The sequence below is a fragment of the Buttiauxella cochleicola genome, from assembly GCF_021282405.1.
Lineage (GTDB): Bacteria > Pseudomonadota > Gammaproteobacteria > Enterobacterales > Enterobacteriaceae > Buttiauxella > Buttiauxella massiliensis.
Genome location: NZ_JAJSOU010000007.1, coordinates 134480 through 151253, shown reverse-complemented (window position 1 = coordinate 151253; position 16774 = coordinate 134480). Strand labels below are relative to the sequence as shown.

The following is a 16774-nucleotide window of genomic DNA, read 5'->3' as shown; positions in this document are numbered from 1 at the left end:
AGGGGGATAAGCGCAACAGGTTATCAGGAAACGTGCTGCAAGAATTCCTGCAAGCGCTGGCTTGGCGGGTTATCAATCAGCTCTTGCGGATTGCCATCCTCAGCGATGCGGCCTTTATCAATGAAGATCAGGCGTGAGGCAACTTTGGCGGCAAAACCCACTTCGTGAGTCACGATAACCATCGTCATACCTTCTTCAGCCAGATCCTGCATAACCTTCAACACTTCGTGGCGAAGTTCAGGGTCAAGGGCTGAGGTTGGCTCATCAAACAGCATCATTTTTGGCTTAACTGCCAGCGCGCGAGCAATCGCTACACGTTGTTGCTGGCCACCGGAAAGCTCTGATGGGTAGTGATGTGCACGCTCTGCGAGGCCCACTTTTGCCAGCAACTCTTTCGCCAGTTTATCGGCGGCATCTTTGCTTAAGCCACGCACACGAATCGGGCCAAAGGCGACGTTTTCAAGCGCAGTCAGGTGTGGGAACAGGTAGAACTGTTGGAACACCATTCCCGCTTCCTGGCGAATCAGGCGCTCATCAACTTTCGGGTCGTTGACCTTCAGGCCATCAACAAACAGGTCACCGCTGGTGATGTCTTCCAGTTTGTTGATGCAACGCAGCAGTGTAGATTTACCTGAGCCTGACGGTCCGATAATGACAACCACTTCGCCCTGTTTGATATCGAGGTCGATGTTATGTAGCACCTGGGTTTTACCAAAGTGCTTAGAGACGTTTTTAAATTCAATCATAGGATTTTCATCCTTCTTTCAAGGCGACGCAGCACGAAGCTCAGCACCAAAGTAATAATCAGATAGAAGACCGCAACGGCGCTCCAGATCTCCAGCGCACGGAAGTTCCCGGCAATGATTTCTTGCCCCTGACGGGTCAGCTCAGCCACACCGATAACAATGAACAGCGAGGTATCTTTAATGCTGATAATCCACTGGTTACCCAATGGCGGCAGCATACGACGCAGCGCCAGCGGCATAATCACGTGGCGAATGGTTTCACGCTTCGACAGGCCTAACGCAAGGCCTGCTTCCTGGAAACCTTTATGAATCGACAGCACCGCACCACGGGTAATTTCCGCAATGTAGGCGCCGGAGTTAATCATAATGGTGACGACGGCGGCGCTGAACGGGTCAATGCGCAGGTCGTTAAAGGCCATTGGTAGGGCGAAGTAAATAAACATCACCTGTACCACAATCGGCGTACCGCGAATCACTTCAATAAATACTAATGCGATGTGGTTGGCAATCCAGCCGCCGTAAGTACGGGCGAAACCGGCGACCAGACCAATTATCAGACCGCCAAACAACCCGATGACCGAAATCAGCAAAGTCATTTTGGCGCCTTCAATCAAAAGCGGGATTGCAGGCCAAATGGCACTCCAGTCGAACTCCATGATGCATTCCTATTGTGTACCGTGGTTCAAAAATAGCAGGGGCGAAAATGGTCGCCCCTGAGTCACTCATAAAACTTTAGAATTATTATTTTGGCTCAGTGCCGAACCATTTTTTGTAGATTTCGTTGTACTTGCCGTTCTCTTTCAACGTTTTCAGTGCGCCGTTCACTTTCACGCGCAGGTCATCGCTGCCTTTAGGGAAGGCGATGCCGTATTGCTGTGCTTCCAGAGAGTCGCCAACAGCTTTGAACTTGCCCTGGCCTGCAGTTTTGATGAAGTACAGGATATTCGGGGTGTCGTGCAGTACTGCATCAGCACGGTTGGTACCCAGTTCCATATATGCATTGTCGATGTTCGGGAACTGACGCAGGTCTTTAGTTTTGATGTTGGCTTTCGCGTAATCAACAGAACCGGTGCCGCTCTTAACCGCAACCACTTTACCATCGAGATCTTTCACGCTTTTTACTGAGTCGTTGTCAGCTTTAACCATCACTAACAGGCCGCTTTTGTAGTAGCCATCAGAGAATTCGATCGCTTTTTTACGTTCTTCGGTAATGGTGATGCCAGCCAATGCCAGGTCAATGTTTTTGGTCTGCAGCGCAGGAATGATGCCGCTGAAATCCATTGGCTTAAGGGTGTAATCAAGTTTTAATTCTTTTGCTACTGCATCCCATAAATCGATATCAAAACCGACGTACTTGTCGCCTTGTTTAAATTCGAAAGGAACGAATGCGGTGTCGGTCGCTACGACCAGTTGCTTCTCAGCAGCGTGGGAAGAAACCGCAAAAGCCAGGGTGAGTGCAGCCAGTGAAACTTTCAAAATCGACTTCATAGCATTTCCTTGTTTATCCATGGGGCAATCCCCTGCATCAGTAAGCCGCAACATGGAAAAATCATGCCAGCTTTTCAAGCTACTGTTTTTGCAAGGATGTGAATATGTAACATTGCACAATAATGGTTGCAAGCGGGTTGCAGTGCACTGTATTGGTGCCCAATTATGGTGCGCGAAGTATTGCGAGAGGGCGAAGTGTAGTTTTACCGCATATTAAGGCGGCAAAACAATCGTCTGTTAACGATTGTGTGAGGTGATTATTACAATTGAGTAACTTATGCGGCAGGGATAAACAATTTCATGCGCTAAAATAGTGCAACCATCCTCCCTAAAAAGGGAGGATGGAGTAACAAACTGCTAGCAATTATTCGATATTCGACTCGATAAACCACAGGAACTTATCCAAATCGCGCGATGCGGCGGTCAGAATATCAGCAGTATCTTCGTCTTTCGCTTCGCTAATTGCCTTACGCACATCGTTTGCCACAATCGCGTAACGGTCAGCCAACTCTTTCAGGTGATCCTGCACACTGTGAATATCCAGCGGATAGCTCTTCAGCGGAGTTTTGCTGTTAATGACCTGTGTGGTACCCAGTGCGACACCACCGAGCTGAACAGCGCGTTCTGCCATGGTATCAAGGTGATCTGTGAGTGCTGTACGGAAGCCGTCGAGCATTTCATGGACGGCAATAAAGTTAGCGCCACGCATGTTCCAGTGCGCTTGCTTGGTAATTAACGACAAATCAATGAACTGAATGACCTGGCGATTAAGCAGCTCAACGGTAGCTTTCTTTTCGCTGTCTGCAACATCATTACGGGTATGCAGTAGGTTAGTAGATTTGGTTTTTACCAGTTTAGCGGTAGTCATAATCTTTCTTCCTCTTGATGTTATGTCTAATTGAATTACCGGAAATAAGTATAGCACCGGATTTTGATTTTAATGGAGCAGGTTATACCTATCAGACAAATAGCAGTTTCAGGATGGATTTTAGTAACTGATTGTTAGTAATGGATTTTAAATTTATTGCCGCGAGGCGTTACTGGAATAAAAAAAGCGTGATTATTAAATGGGAATAATTTTTGTTTGTATCTAAGAATAAGTCTAAATATAAAGACTTGATCGAGGGAGAATATTTACCGTGGTCACAATAACCACGGTAAATAATATGGGGAATTAATTTACGTCAACGCTGGTAATCTGAGCTTCACGTTTGATGGTCAGTGTTGAACCAATGGACGCTGCGATAATTGATAGTAGAGCAAGCCATTGTACAAGCGTCAGATGTTCACCAAGGAACAGCATGCCAGACAGCGCCGCAAGCCCAGGCTCCATGCTCATCAGAGTACCAAAAGTGCGTGTCGGTAAGCGCGTCAGAGCGATCATTTCCAGAGAGTAGGGCAGTGCCGTCGACAAAATTGCAACACCCAAACCGAGCGGTATTAGTGACCAGTGCCAAAGCGCTTCACCCGCCTGCCAGGCGCCAATTGGCACAAAGATAACAGCCGCGATTAACGACCCGAAAGCCACCGTTGCCGGGCCGTGATCGGCCCCCGCTTTTTGGCCGAACAGAATATAAATCGCCCAGCAGCCACCTGCACCCAAAGCAAAAGCGGCCCCCGCTAAGTCAACGCTCGAAATTGACTGCCCGAGCGGCAGCAGGAACCACAAGCCGAGTACCGCCAGAATTACCCAGACAAAATCAACGGCACGGCGCGATGCAAACAACGCTACCGCAAGCGGGCCGGTGAACTCCAGTGCGACGGCAATACCCAAGGGAACAGTCTGAATAGATAAATAGAAGAGGTAGTTCATTCCACCAAGAGCAAGGCCATACATCAGCAAGGGGAAACGTTGTTCTGCTTTAAAACGCAAACGCCATGGTTTGAAAATCACCACCAAAATTAGCGTACCCAACGCAAGACGCAGTGCTGTAACGCCCGGTGCACCAACCAATGGGAACAAAGATTTCGCAAGTGAAGCGCCACTTTGAATTGAGGTCATAGCAATTAAAAGAACGACGATGGGTAACCAAACTGGGGTTTTACGTGGCGATAGCGGCATCCTGCTTCCTGTCAGTCAGTGTCTAATTCGGTCAAGAAAATAAAAGTAACCCCAGTGTAAATGAATAAGTTATGGCTGGTTGAGAATTCATTGAAAAAAATAATTGTCTGATGCAGTACCATAACAGCCTGATTGCGTAAGTTTTGTTCAGAACAGTTTAAGAATTATCTGGATGACGATGTTGCGATTCATGCCAATAATTAGCGCGTTTTTGGTTAAAAGCGCTGCAAATTGAAGGGACTACGATGTAATGGAAATGTTCTGTTACAGGAAAGGAATCGTTAGACAACGTAAATGTCGCAGAGTTTCTTACACAATTTTGATATATTAAAAACTTAGAAGTTACTTGAAGCACATTTGAGGTGGATTATGAAAAAAATTGCATGTCTTTCAGCACTGGCTTGTGTTCTGGCCGTTTCCGTTGGTACCGCATCTGCAGCTAGCACCGTAACTGGTGGCTACGCACAAAGCGATATGCAGGGCAAAGCTAACAAAGCAGGCGGTTTCAACCTGAAATACCGTTATGAAAACGACACCCCGCTGGGTTACATCGGTTCTTTCACTTACACCGAGAAAAACCGCAGCGAAGCTGACGCTTACAATAAATCACAATACTACGGCATCACTGCTGGTCCTGCTTACCGCATCAACGATTGGGCAAGCATCTACGGTGTAGTCGGTGTTGGTTACGGTAAATTCCAGACTACTGGCGCAACTGATACAAACACCAGCGACTACGGTTTCTCTTACGGCGCAGGTATGCAGTTCAACCCAATTGAAAACGTTGCCCTGGACGTTTCCTACGAGCAGAGCCGCATCCGTAATGTTGATGTTGGCACCTGGATCGCAGGCGTGGGTTACCGCTTCTAATTTCACTTTAACTAGTGAAAATAAAAATCCGCCCATAGTGGCGGATTTTTTTATCTCTGCAATTTGAGTTAGCGTGTTTTAGTTTCAAACACATCCGTCTGCAAATGAGTATAGTCCACCTTCTTAAGCTTAAAGTTGGTGATGTAGACAGGCCCCGCATTCTGCTCAGAAATGAACTTGTACTTTGGCGTTAACTCTTTGGTTTTAATCCCCGTCCATGCTGAGAAGAAATTCAGGAAATCGTTCGCTGAACGCCGTGCTTTTATCTGGCGATGTTCTTTATCATCACTTGATAGCACCATAAACGGTACCTGGAAGTTTTGCTGGAACTCATCATCATGCGCCAGATACTGCACCTTGGTGCCGCGTTCTTTGATGGCAAGACCGTGATCGGAGAAGTAAGCCATCGAGAAACTTTCACCGCTATTTTGCAGCTGCTGATAGAGCTGTTTTAGTAGGTCGTCGGTTTGCGTCATGCTGTAGATATAACAAGAGGTCTCTTTCGACTGAACGAAATCTTTATATTTACCCTGTGTACGGTCGCAAGCCTGGGGATGTGAACCCATCAAATGCAACACAATCAGTTGCGGAGTGGTGCGAGGGCTAGCAAATACTTGAGCTGTCATTTTAAGCAGCGCTTCGTCACGGGTATTTTTATCCGCTTCAAAATCCCCACTTTTCAGGAACTGTACTTCATCAGCACGCTTGGCGATGCTGGCAATGGCTGTATCGTATTCACCAATTTGCCCCTGGTTTGAGAACCACCAGGTCTGGAAACCAGCGCGGTTTGCCAGCGTAATAATGTTGTCCTGATACTGCGGTTTACCATCAATGACGCGGTTAAGCGTCATGCCCAACGATTTCTGTGTGGAACCACTGGCTGATACATAATCCATGAAGATATTGCCATTCACCTGGCTTGCGAACGGGGTGTTATCCCAGTGACCGCCGAATGCACCTAACGCATCGCGACGCGCGCTTTCGCCAATCACCACTACATAAATTTGGTACTTCGGTTTAACCGCCAGCACATTCCAGGTGTCCTTCATTTGTGAGAAGGCCTGCATGCGGGTTTGCTCGTCGATTACTTCCTGGTTGTTAACCACCACATCTTTAACAAAGCGGAATACCGGATAACCAGAGTCTTTGATTTTAAACACGCCACCGTAAGCCAGGTTTTGTACTGGTGCGACAAAGAAGCAGACCACGCTCACCACCAGACATAAACTGTCGAAATGGCACCATGCTCTTTTTTTCGGCGTGACTTTGCGACGCACGGCGATAACACCGAGCACCAGAATAAACACTGACACCAAATAGCTATACCACGGGAAAATAGTCATCAATTCCGTGGATTCTTCGAAGTTGGTCGAGTGCAAGGCAAGCAGGGTATTAAAGTTCGGCGAGCCGTAGGCCTGGCCAAAAGGGAAATACATTGCAGCAATCAGGCTACAAATCGCCAGCAAACCTTTTTGTAATTTGGGCGCGCTACGCCACAGCAGCATTAATACGCAACTAAATGCGACTGCATAGAGAATGCTAAATTCATAACCGAGTGCGAAGTTAATCAGTAACGACTGCAGGAAATAAAAGCCAGTCCACGGATTGAGCGCAATTGCGCGGGTCGTCAGGGTATCTTTAACCGTTAAATTCATGTTTATCGAGATCTACTAAACGCCATGCGAAAACCCTGGCGACGAGGGTAAGAACCTGCCTGACAGACGGAAAAGAAGGGAAACTGGACCGCATCTGCGAGCCGCTTCATGTGCAGGGCTGCAAGAAGATAGAGCGGGACGATAAGAAGATCAACTGATAACAGAAATGTGTTTTGCGAAGCGCGTTACAAAACCGACAAATGGTAAGGTTAAAGCGCGGCTAAACGATAAATTCAGAGTATCTACGGAAATGAAAAGTTACAAACACGCGGGGTGATATAAGCCAGACTGATGTGAAAGAAGGCAGGGCGACTGCCTATGACTTCGGTTTTTCGCCCTGCTGTGGTTTCCCGGAAACCCAATCACACAACATATTGAGCAGCATCAGCCGCACTTGAAACGGGGAATGTGTAAACACGCTCATACACCTCTTAAATTCGTTCATTTTTTCCTCCTCTTAACATCTGCTGCCCTTAGATCCTTTAAAGGCTGACTGCATTACATACAGATATAGCACAGGCTATATTGTATAGCTATTGCTAATTCGTTAAATTTTTGTGCTTGGGTGATGCTGGTTTACAATGGGGCCAAATGTCGTCATTGGACGATGCCGTGCCACTGTTAGAGGAAGCATCATGAGCCGTACTGCGGGCCAAAAAAATAAACAGAAAGTGATGCCGTTGGTAAATGTTGAAGAGCATGTCGAAGGCTTTAGGCAGGTGCGGGAAGCGCATCGCCGTGAATTAATTGATGATTATGTTGAGCTGATCTCTGATTTGATTCGCGAGGTCGGCGAAGTCCGCCAGGTTGATATGGCCGCACGTCTGGGGGTCTCCCAACCAACAGTTGCAAAAATGTTAAAAAGACTCGCCTCGGTTGGGCTTATTGAACAAATTCCATGGCGCGGTGTGTTTCTGACTCCGGAAGGGGAGAAACTGGCGCAAATGAGTCGTGAACGTCATCAGATCGTCGAAAACTTTTTCCTCGCGCTGGGTATTAGTGCAGAAACTGCAAGAATTGACGCCGAAGGTGTTGAGCACCACGTTAGTGAAGAGACGCTGGAAGCATTTCGCCTGTTTAGTGAGAAGCGAGGATTCACGCAGTAATGTTGCTCAACCTTGTTCGGCCATTTGCTCGCGATCGCTTTCTTCATCTATTGCTGCTTGTCGGTGTGGCGCTGAGTTTTGTTGCGCCCTTTCAGCCGAAGCGTTGGGTTCACGCTATCGACTGGCATACCATCATTACGCTCGCAGGTTTAATGATGTTGACCAAAGGCGTGGAGCTAAGCGGTTATTTCGATGTGCTGGGCCGCCGCATGGTGAAGCGTTTTGATAACGAACGAACCCTGGCGATGTTTTTGGTCAGCGCAGCGGCTCTGCTTTCTACGTTTCTGACCAATGATGTTGCGTTGTTTATTATTGTTCCGTTGACCATTACGCTGAAAAAACTATGTGCGATACCGATTAGTCGACTCATCATATTTGAAGCCCTGGCGGTGAATGCCGGGTCGCTGCTCACGCCGATTGGAAATCCGCAGAATATTTTGCTGTGGGGGCGGGCGGGTTTATCGTTTGGCGAATTCACCTGGCAAATGGCCCCGCTGGCGCTGGCGATAATGACCAGTTTGCTTCTGTTATGCTGGTTCTGCTTCCCTAATAAAAAGCTTATCTATCAGACTCACGATAAACGCCATGAGTGGCAGCCACGATTGGTGCTGAGCTGCGTGGCACTTTACGTTGTATTTATTGTTTCGCTGGAGTTAAAGCAGGAGAACTGGGGGCTAGCCGTGGTGGCGATAGGTTTTTTGCTATTGGCGCGCCGGGTGTTACTGAGTATCGACTGGAGTTTGCTGCTGGTGTTTATGGTGATGTTTATCGACGTTTACCTGATAACGCAACTGCCGGTATTACAACATGCACTGGCGGGGATTAATCAGCTTTCAAGTGGCGGTTTGTTTGCACTGGGCATAGGTTTATCGCAATTTATCAGCAATGTTCCATCAACCATTTTACTGCTCAATTACGTTCCAGTCTCAGTGCTGCTCGCTTTTGCGGTAAACATTGGCGGTTTTGGCCTGCTGCCGGGGTCGTTGGCAAATCTGATAGCTCTGCGCATGGCTAACGATCGCCGCATCTGGATACGCTTTCACTACTATTCATTGCCGATGCTGTTGTGGGCGGCTGCCATAGGTTACGGTCTGCTGGTGCTACTAAAGCAATTTTAGGACGGCAGAGGAGAGGGGCTTTGCCGCCCCTCGCTTCGTATTACGCGTTAAACGGCGCTTCTTTCTTCAGAACTTTTTCAATCACATCCAGCACACCTTGCTGGTTGCAATGCCCAGCCTGATAAGACGCGATCTGTTTGATTTTTTCAGGGGCATTTGCCATCGCAAAACCATATTTGGCCTGGCGCAGCATTTCTATATCGTTGCCGCCGTCGCCAAAAGTCACAACTTCGCTGTCATCAATACCCCATTTTTCCTGCAATATCCGCAAACCGTTGGCTTTATGGATACCAGGAATAATCAGGTCAATCGAGCCGTGACCACTGGTGACCGGCACCATCACACCGTCGAGAATTTCAGACAGGGAGCTCATGGTGTCATCTAACAGGCTATCAGGCAGATTCAGCGCGAACTTAAAGAACACATCATCCAGATTCGAGAAGTTTTCTACCAACTCCAGGCGGTGATAGTAGCTACGCGCCATGGTGATAAAGGCGTCGTCATAACTTTTCAGGGTATAGCCGTTGCGCTTGCCGCAGGCGATGATATCCACATGCGGCAATGTCAGCAGGTGGTCTATAACCGTGTTGAATTGTTGCTTTGTTAGCTCGCCATTAAAGATATCTTTTTCTTCACTCACCACCCAGCCGCCGTTATCGGCAACGAAAGAGATCTCGTGGGCAATCTCCGGGAAAAATGAAATCAACTGGAAATACTGGTTGCCGCTGGCGACCACAAAACGAATCCCTTGCTCTTTCATCTGTGCATAAAGTTCAGCAAAGCGTGCGCGGTTGTACTCTTTGTTATCGTTCAGGAACGTACCATCCATGTCGACGGCAATTAATTTCACACTCATCGAACTCTCCCTTCAAGCGAATTAGTAACAAGATCTGTTGGTTTTGCGACGGCTTTCGCGACTAGTGCTGCGACGACCATCAAACTTAATACGACTAACATGGCAAGGCGCAGGCCGTAATGTTCACCGAGGAAGCCAAGCAGTGGTGGCCCCACCAGGAAGGCAATATAACCCGATGCAGCAACCACGCTTACGCGAGTCGCCGGATCTGGGCCGGTATCACCTGCGGCCGAAATGGTTAATGGGAAACCGAGCGAGGTGCCCAATCCCCACAAAATGACAGAAATGCCCGCCACAAAGGCGTTATCGACAAAGATGATTAGACCAATACCCAAAATACCCATCAACGCACAGGCTCGCACTACCGTCACGCGGCTATAACGGTCAATAAACCAGCCGCCTGTAAAACGCCCGACTGTCATGCCCAGAGTAAAGCCGACATAAATCATCGAGCCAGATGTTGGGTTAAAACCGTGGCCATCGACCATCAAAAGCGGCAGCCAGTCATTCGCTGAGCCTTCGGCGAATGCCATCGCCAGCACAATGGTGCCGATTAATATCAGCTGCAGATCTTTATAAAAGGGCGGGTGGGGCTCGTGTGGGTTTTCTGCATCTACGGCTGTGTTGCTCTTACCTACTCCATGCGGAATGGCCGTAATGGCAATAACAATTGGCGTAATGACGAGTAGGCCAATCACTAATAAGTGCCCATACGCGCTGAAATTGAGGGCGGTTAAACTCATACCGATACCCGCACCTACAAGGGTGCCCAGGCTATAGAAACCATGCATCATCGGTAACACGGTCTTTTTCAGCAACCCTTCAACAATGGCTCCTTCGACGTTCATCGCTACTTCCGCTGATCCAAGTCCGGCTCCCAAAATGGCCAGGCCGAGTGCGAACAGCACAGGTGACGAAAGGAATAGCGCAACGCCCATCACCAGCATGCCGGTTACCATTAATGTCATACCGCTGCGGATGATATTGCGAGTCCCAAAACGCTTAACCAGCCAGCCCGAGCATAAAATTCCGCTCATCGAGCCCACCGATAGGCCAAACAACACAATCCCCATACCCGCAGTCGAAACACTTAACGTGTCGCGAATGGCTGGAGTTCGTGTGGCCCAGGAGGCCATAACCAGGCCAGGCAGAAAAAAGAAGGCGAACAGCGCCCAGGTGCGAAGTTGAGTAGATTTGCGGTTAGGAATGACGGCTGACATGGAAATACCGGTTGGCGGCGAATACAAATTACACTAGCAAGTTTGTGTACATTTGTACATATTGCCTGGTAAACTCTTTTAGTCAGTTATTAGCGAGCGAAAAAGATGAGCAAAGCCCCAAGGCGCAACGATCCAGACCGGCGAGAGCGTATTTTGCAAGCCACGCTTGATATGCTGGTAGAACACGGTATTAGTCATATTACCCACCGTAAAATTGCCGATGCGGCGGACGTTTCTTTAGGATCAATGACCTATTATTTTGACGGCATCGAATCGCTACTGAGCGAAGCGTTCACGCAGTTTGCATATCAGATGTCAGACGATTACCGCGCCCGTATGGAACAAGCTCGTGATCGTGACGAAGCATGCGAAGCAATAGTTGATATGATTTGCGGGGAGAAAATTGCCACGTCGTACAATATGCAGGTGATGTATCAGCTTTACGCTTACGCCAACCGTAACCCGGCACTAAAAATCATCATGCAGGACTGGATGTGCCGCAGCCAACAAGTGCTGGAAACCTTCTTTGACCCGATGACCGCACGCGCGTTGGATGCTTTTATCGAAGGTATGACGCTACATTATGTGACCGACAGGAATCCGCTGAGTCGTGAAGACCTCAGAAGAATGCTGGCGAAAATTGTAGGCTAGGGATTGAATTTTAAACCCGTTATGTCGTTGTTGTGCCCGCCGTCATATTGACCACCGTTGCAGTCATTGCACCTGCATGATCTGACGCCAGAAATGCCATAAGTTCGGCTACTTGTGAAAGCGTTGGCAGGCGTTTCAACATGGTGCTTTGCGCCGCACCTCCCACCCACTGCTCCACGGTTATTCCCATTGCTTGTGCCTTAGAAGCGAACACTTCGTTGGTGTAGGAACCTGCCTCAACCGCGCCGACAAGCGCATGTGAACGCACGCAGATAACGCGGATATTTTTGGGAGCAAGTTCGCAGGCGAGAGCTTTGACAAACGCTTCAATGCCCGCGCAGCCGACGATGTGGCCAGAGTGGCCGGGGATCGCCATTACGCCTGCGGGAGCCACTACCGTCAGGATACTTCCCGCGCGTTTGCCGCCCATATGCGGAGCAACTGCTTTTGAAATATTGAATTGAGCTGTGAGGAACGGGTCAAACCCTTCTCTAAACTGCGCCAGGGATAATTCAATAACACTCTTTCCCTGGTCATGCACAAAACCGGTTGTGTTTATCACCACATCAAAGCCACCGGTCTGCTGGGCAAGTTGCGCAGTTCGCTCAATTGTTGACTGTTCATCGAGCACGTCGATATTGAATGTTTCGACGCTTCCTCCTGCTGCGCGGATATCATCAGCAACCCGGTTCAACTTTTCCTGACTGCGTGCGCCTAAATACACATGCGTCCCCTCTCGCGCCATCACATGCGCAACCGCGCTGCCGATGGCTCCACTACCACCGAAGATCACAGCTACTTTGCCGTTAAGTAACATTTCGAGTTCCTCTTCACTAAATCGTACTATTCAAAATTATGGACGATGTACAGATATTGGCGCAGGTGATGGCGTGTCGGTTTCAGGAGGGTATCTAACTTTATGATTTAAAACAGAACTCAAATTTCAGGCAATAAAAAACCCATCAACCTTGAACCAAAGAGGCGGGGTTGATGGGCTCCACAAATTGGGGACATCAAAGAAAAGCAGTGGCACTAATTAAGACTTTGCCCCAGGCAAAAAGTTCGCACTGTCATAAAAAAATCTTTTTTCTTTGTCTGCGGCACCGATCACAAACCGGGCCATATGATTACGATAAGTGTCCCCGCCAGCGTTAACAACACGTTAGCGATAGCGTAAGTCCCGGCGTACCCAAGGGCTGGAATGTTGCTGCGCGCAGTGTCGCTGATGATTTCCATCGCTGGTGCGCAGGTACGTGCACCCATCATTGCCCCAAATAGCAATGCGCGGTTCATACGTAAAACATATGCACCGAAAAGGAAGCAGATAACAACGGGCACCAGACTTACGATAAGCCCAGCAATCAACATTTGCCCGCCAACGGCACCCAGGCCGTTGCCAATGCCACTACCGGCGCTTAGGCCGACGCCGGCCATAAATACCATCAGGCCGAATTCTTTCACCATATTCAGCGCCCCTTGCGGGATATAGCCGAATGTCGGGTGGTTGGCTCGCAGGAAGCCGAGCATGATACCGGCGAATAGCAAGCCTGCAGCGTTGCCGACGCCAAAACTGAACGAGCTGAACTGGAAGGTGATCATGCCGATCATCAGGCCAATAATGAAGAAGGCGCAGAAGGCGAGCAGGTCAGTTATCTGGCTGTGAATCGAGATAAAGCCAATACGTTCAGCAACGGTTTTTACGCGGCGGGCATCACCGCTGACCTGTAAAACGTCGCCTTTGTTAAGCACGATATTATCGTCGATAGGCATTTCAATCTGGCTACGGATAACGCGGTTCAGGAAGCAGCCGTGATCGGTCAGCTTTAATTGCCCAAGGCGGCGACCGACAGCATTGTGGTTTTTCACCACAATTTCTTCAGTAACGATGCGCATATCCAGCAAGTCGCGATCGAAAACCTCTTTACCGTTACGGAAACTTGGATCGAGGCGTGAATGCGCATCCGGGTAACCTACCAGCGCGATTTCATCACCCTTTTGCAGCACTGCGTCACCATCCGGATTTGCCAGAATGCCGTTACGGCGGATACGTTCGATGTAGCAACCGGTCTGGCGATAAATTCCCAGCTCACGCAGGTTTTTACCATCAGCCCAGGCGACCAACTCAGAACCTACGCGATAGGCGCGAATAACAGGAAGGTAGACTTTACGTGCGGCATCGGTGTCCAGGCCACGTTCGCGGGCGATTTGTTGCGCGCTGGTCTGCAAATCCTGGTGTTGAAGTTTTGGCAGGTAACGTGCACCAACAATTAGACTGACCAGGCCGATAAGATAGGTTAGCGCGTAGCCGAGGCTGAGGTTATCGAGCGATGTCGCTAATTGGGTGCCAGCGGCACCCGAATGTCGCAAGGTATCACCTGCACCAACCAACACTGGCGTTGAGGTCATTGAGCCTGCGAGCATCCCCGCTGTGAGGCCAATATCCCAGCCAAAGAGTTTCCCCAACCCTAAGGCAAGCAACATGGCGGTTCCCACCATCACCAGTGCCAGCATCAAGTAATTCTTGCCATCGCGGAAGAAAATTGAAAAAAAGTTTGGCCCAGCTTCTACTCCGACACAAAAAATGAACAACATAAAACCCAGATTTAGGGCGTCTGTGTTAATGGAAAAATGTTGTTGGCCGAGTAATAAAGAGACTACTAAAACACCAATGGAATTACCTAGTTGGACTGGCCCAAGGCGTAATTTACCCAGGCATAAACCTAAGGTCAGAACAACAAATAATAACAGGATGTAATTCCCGCTTAACAAATCTGCGACGTTTATATTCACGAAGGGTAACTTCTTGTTTACTAGTAACTTGTTGAAAGAAATGGTTTTTTGCGTTAGGGTTTCTACTAATTACGACGCAATTTAATGTATTTCTAGTGCATTAAAATATCCAGTGCGCAGACCTGATAATAGCCGTTAGTTTAATCTTTATGAAGTTTTACGGCTAGTAAGAATATTGTGCTAATTGCGCTACCTATTTTCTAGCAGGGATTGCTGAGACTTTATCTAACTGGGGCAAGGTTTCTGCGTGCAGAGCCGTAAATTTAAGTTCGATACAAGCGATCGTCAGGAGGATGTGTGTTCATGCGTGGACAACGTTGGTTCGGAGTCATTTGTTGCTTCGTGTTGTTTGTTGGTGTGTTTTTGTCTCAAAAGTTGAGTGCCGCCAGCAGCTACCCGGGTGATAAACATTCTGAGTGGGGATTGCTGTTTTTTATCCTTCCGGGTGTTATCGCTAGCGTGTTTTCACGCCATGGCCGAGTGATCAAACCGCTGATGGGCGCAGTACTGGCTTCACCGTTTTGTCTGTTAATCATTCACTTTTGGCTCTCGCCAACGCGAACGTTCTGGCAAGAAATGGCCTGGATGTTTAGTGCTGTGTTTTGGTGTGCTCTTGGAGCATTGTGCTATTTGTTTCTTCGTAGCGTGCTCCGCCGTCAGCGGCGATAAAAAAACCGGCTCAGTGAGCCGGTTTTTTACTTTCTGTCTGCTGCTTATTCTGCGTTCTGGAACAAGCTCAGGTGCTCTTTAGCGTAAGCTTCAAAATCAGTGCAGCCGCCGATGTGTTTCTGGTCGAGGAAAATCTGCGGTACAGTTTCAACAGGTTTGCCTACGGTTTTTTCCAGATCGGCTTTGCTGATACCTTCCGCATGGATATCAACATAACGGAAGTTGAAGTCATCACGCTCAGCGGTCAATTTCTCAGCCAACTCTTTAGCACGAACACAATATGGGCAGCCTGGGCGACCAAAGATTACTGCAAACATGGAATCTCCTTTATTTTTTGTGGCCGATACGTACCGGCGAATGGCAACTATAATGCCGCTAACTGTTGCGAATGGAAAGAAGGTGTTACCTGTTAATATAATACTCGCTACCTATACAGTCTGTGGAGACAAGCGGATGCGTTCACTCGGTGCGTTACCGAAACCTGTGTTAATCCTCGAAGTTATCGGTATCGCTTTTTTACTGCTGTCATATCTTTCCCTGAACGGTTACGTGACTTTATCCGCACCCTTTGGGAATGCCACAGCGGCTATCATCATGGTATTTTTAGGCATTGCGCTGATGCTCCCGGCGGCAGCATTTATGGTTTGGGCGATGGCTCAAAACGTTGCGCCGCTGCTGACCAAAGGCCAGGCCCCACTCGATAAATCTCATTCAGACAAGCCAAAGGATAAACACGATGACGCCGACCATTGATCTGCTGCGTTCACACCGTTCTGTGCGCCGTTTCACCGATGCGCCGATAACAGATGAACAGCGTGCAGCAATTATTGCCAGTGCCCAGGCGGCCTCCAGTTCCAGTTTTTTACAATGTACTTCGATTATTCGCATCACCGACAAATCCCTTCGTGAGCAACTTGTTCAGCTTACTGGCGGCCAAAAGCATGTCGCACAAGCCGCAGAGTTTTGGGTTTTTTGCGCCGACTTTAACCGCCATCTGCAAATCTGCCCGGAAGCTCAACTTGGGCTTGCGGAACAACTTTTACTCGGCGCGGTTGATACTGCGATTTTGGCTCAAAACGCCTTTACTGCGGCAGAGTCGCTGGGGTTGGGTGGCGTTTACATCGGTGGGCTGCGCAATAACATCGAAGCGGTAACGGAATTGCTGAACATCCCAAAACATGTTTTACCGCTGTTTGGTTTATGTCTGGGCTGGCCTGATGAAGATCACGGTATCAAACCGCGCATTCCAGCCGCGATGATCATGCATGAAAACAGCTATCAGCCGGTTGATGAAAACGTGCTGGCGGAATACGACGAAGAGATGGCGCAGTACTATCTTTCCCGTGATAGCAACGCGCGACGCGACACCTGGAGCGACCATATTCGCCGCACCATCATTAAAGAGAACCGTCCATTTATTCTGGAGTATCTGCACAAACAAGGCTGGGCGACTCGATAAACTGACTCGTCATACTTCAAGTTGCAGGGGTGTTGGCTGCACTCACAAACCCCAGTCACTTACTTGAGTAAGCTCCTGGGGATT

At 48.7% G+C, this 16774-nt stretch carries 19 protein-coding genes; 7 read left to right on the top strand and 12 right to left on the bottom strand.

Annotated features, from left to right (window positions below; genetic code table 11):
• Positions 1-23: 23 nt before the first annotated feature.
• The 5 genes from glnQ to rhtA all read right to left on the bottom strand — a co-directional run bounded on the left by glnQ (position 24) and on the right by rhtA (position 4296).
• Positions 24-746 (bottom strand): glutamine ABC transporter ATP-binding protein GlnQ, encoded by a 723-nt coding sequence (glnQ, locus tag LVQ79_RS11655; RefSeq protein ID WP_064517349.1) that lies wholly within the window; start codon positions 744-746, stop codon positions 24-26.
• On the bottom strand, positions 743-1402 hold the full coding sequence (glnP, locus tag LVQ79_RS11650) for a glutamine ABC transporter permease GlnP (RefSeq protein ID WP_151992767.1): 660 nt from the start codon (positions 1400-1402) through the stop codon (positions 743-745). The genes glnQ and glnP overlap by 4 nt, the downstream gene beginning before the upstream one ends.
• An 85-nt stretch (positions 1403-1487) precedes the next feature.
• The gene (gene glnH, locus LVQ79_RS11645; protein WP_151992766.1) at positions 1488-2234 is read right to left on the bottom strand and encodes a glutamine ABC transporter substrate-binding protein GlnH; all 747 of its coding nucleotides are present in this window, start codon (positions 2232-2234) and stop codon (positions 1488-1490) included.
• 364 nt (positions 2235-2598) lie between these two features.
• Entirely contained in the window at positions 2599-3102 is a 504-nt protein-coding gene (gene dps, locus LVQ79_RS11640) for a DNA starvation/stationary phase protection protein Dps (RefSeq protein WP_064517352.1), read from the bottom strand.
• A 306-nt stretch (positions 3103-3408) separates the two neighbouring features.
• Positions 3409-4296 (bottom strand): threonine/homoserine exporter RhtA, encoded by an 888-nt coding sequence (gene rhtA / locus LVQ79_RS11635; protein ID WP_034456472.1) that lies wholly within the window; start codon positions 4294-4296, stop codon positions 3409-3411.
• 369 nt (positions 4297-4665) lie between these two features.
• On the opposite strand from rhtA, the gene ompX reads away from it, so the two are divergent.
• On the top strand, positions 4666-5166 hold the full coding sequence (gene ompX / locus LVQ79_RS11630; protein ID WP_151992765.1) for an outer membrane protein OmpX: 501 nt from the start codon (positions 4666-4668) through the stop codon (positions 5164-5166).
• Between the two features lie 68 nt (positions 5167-5234).
• On the opposite strand, the gene LVQ79_RS11625 is transcribed toward ompX, so the two are convergent.
• Together LVQ79_RS11625 and mntS are read right to left on the bottom strand one after the other, a co-directional pair.
• Positions 5235-6821 (bottom strand): phosphoethanolamine transferase family protein, encoded by a 1587-nt coding sequence (locus tag LVQ79_RS11625; RefSeq protein WP_232865050.1) that lies wholly within the window; start codon positions 6819-6821, stop codon positions 5235-5237.
• Positions 6822-7137: 316 nt separating this feature from the next.
• A complete protein-coding gene (mntS, locus tag LVQ79_RS11620) occupies positions 7138-7266 on the bottom strand; it encodes a manganase accumulation protein MntS (RefSeq protein WP_034456469.1) in 129 nt (42 codons plus the stop codon).
• A 190-nt stretch (positions 7267-7456) separates the two neighbouring features.
• Between mntS and mntR the strand changes: the two genes are divergently transcribed.
• The gene (gene mntR, locus LVQ79_RS11615; protein ID WP_034456468.1) at positions 7457-7927 is read left to right on the top strand and encodes a manganese-binding transcriptional regulator MntR; all 471 of its coding nucleotides are present in this window, start codon (positions 7457-7459) and stop codon (positions 7925-7927) included.
• Positions 7927-9045: an SLC13 family permease gene (locus LVQ79_RS11610; RefSeq protein ID WP_232865049.1), complete on the top strand. Its 1119-nt coding sequence runs from the start codon at positions 7927-7929 to the stop codon at positions 9043-9045. Before mntR ends, LVQ79_RS11610 begins: the two co-directional genes overlap by 1 nt.
• A gap of 40 nt (positions 9046-9085) precedes the next feature.
• On the opposite strand, the gene LVQ79_RS11605 is transcribed toward LVQ79_RS11610, so the two are convergent.
• On the bottom strand, positions 9086-9901 hold the full coding sequence (locus LVQ79_RS11605) for a Cof-type HAD-IIB family hydrolase (protein WP_151992762.1): 816 nt from the start codon (positions 9899-9901) through the stop codon (positions 9086-9088).
• The gene (locus LVQ79_RS11600) at positions 9898-11121 is read right to left on the bottom strand and encodes an MFS transporter (protein ID WP_232865048.1); all 1224 of its coding nucleotides are present in this window, start codon (positions 11119-11121) and stop codon (positions 9898-9900) included. Before LVQ79_RS11600 ends, LVQ79_RS11605 begins: the two co-directional genes overlap by 4 nt.
• Before the next feature lie 105 nt (positions 11122-11226).
• Here LVQ79_RS11600 and LVQ79_RS11595 point away from each other — a divergent pair, with 105 nt between their 5' ends.
• Complete coding sequence (locus LVQ79_RS11595; RefSeq protein WP_232865047.1) at positions 11227-11772, top strand: TetR/AcrR family transcriptional regulator; 546 nt, start codon at positions 11227-11229, stop codon at positions 11770-11772.
• A gap of 19 nt (positions 11773-11791) precedes the next feature.
• Here the strand turns inward: LVQ79_RS11595 and LVQ79_RS11590 are convergent, their stop codons facing one another.
• Positions 11792-12589: an SDR family NAD(P)-dependent oxidoreductase gene (locus LVQ79_RS11590; protein WP_232865046.1), complete on the bottom strand. Its 798-nt coding sequence runs from the start codon at positions 12587-12589 to the stop codon at positions 11792-11794.
• 290 nt (positions 12590-12879) lie between these two features.
• Positions 12880-14562: an aspartate:alanine antiporter gene (locus tag LVQ79_RS11585; protein ID WP_151992758.1), complete on the bottom strand. Its 1683-nt coding sequence runs from the start codon at positions 14560-14562 to the stop codon at positions 12880-12882.
• 303 nt (positions 14563-14865) lie between these two features.
• On the opposite strand from LVQ79_RS11585, the gene LVQ79_RS11580 reads away from it, so the two are divergent.
• Positions 14866-15231, top strand: a complete 366-nt coding sequence (locus LVQ79_RS11580; RefSeq protein ID WP_232865045.1) for an inner membrane protein YbjM — start codon at positions 14866-14868, stop codon at positions 15229-15231.
• Between the two features lie 44 nt (positions 15232-15275).
• Here LVQ79_RS11580 and LVQ79_RS11575 read toward each other — a convergent pair whose 3' ends face one another.
• Entirely contained in the window at positions 15276-15548 is a 273-nt protein-coding gene (locus tag LVQ79_RS11575; protein WP_034456459.1) for a GrxA family glutaredoxin, read from the bottom strand.
• A gap of 136 nt (positions 15549-15684) precedes the next feature.
• On the opposite strand from LVQ79_RS11575, the gene LVQ79_RS11570 reads away from it, so the two are divergent.
• Both LVQ79_RS11570 and nfsA read left to right on the top strand, forming a co-directional pair.
• Complete coding sequence (locus LVQ79_RS11570; protein ID WP_151992756.1) at positions 15685-15984, top strand: YbjC family protein; 300 nt, start codon at positions 15685-15687, stop codon at positions 15982-15984.
• Positions 15968-16690: an oxygen-insensitive NADPH nitroreductase gene (gene nfsA / locus LVQ79_RS11565; protein WP_232865044.1), complete on the top strand. Its 723-nt coding sequence runs from the start codon at positions 15968-15970 to the stop codon at positions 16688-16690. The genes LVQ79_RS11570 and nfsA overlap by 17 nt, the downstream gene beginning before the upstream one ends.
• Positions 16691-16774: the final 84 nt, after the last annotated feature.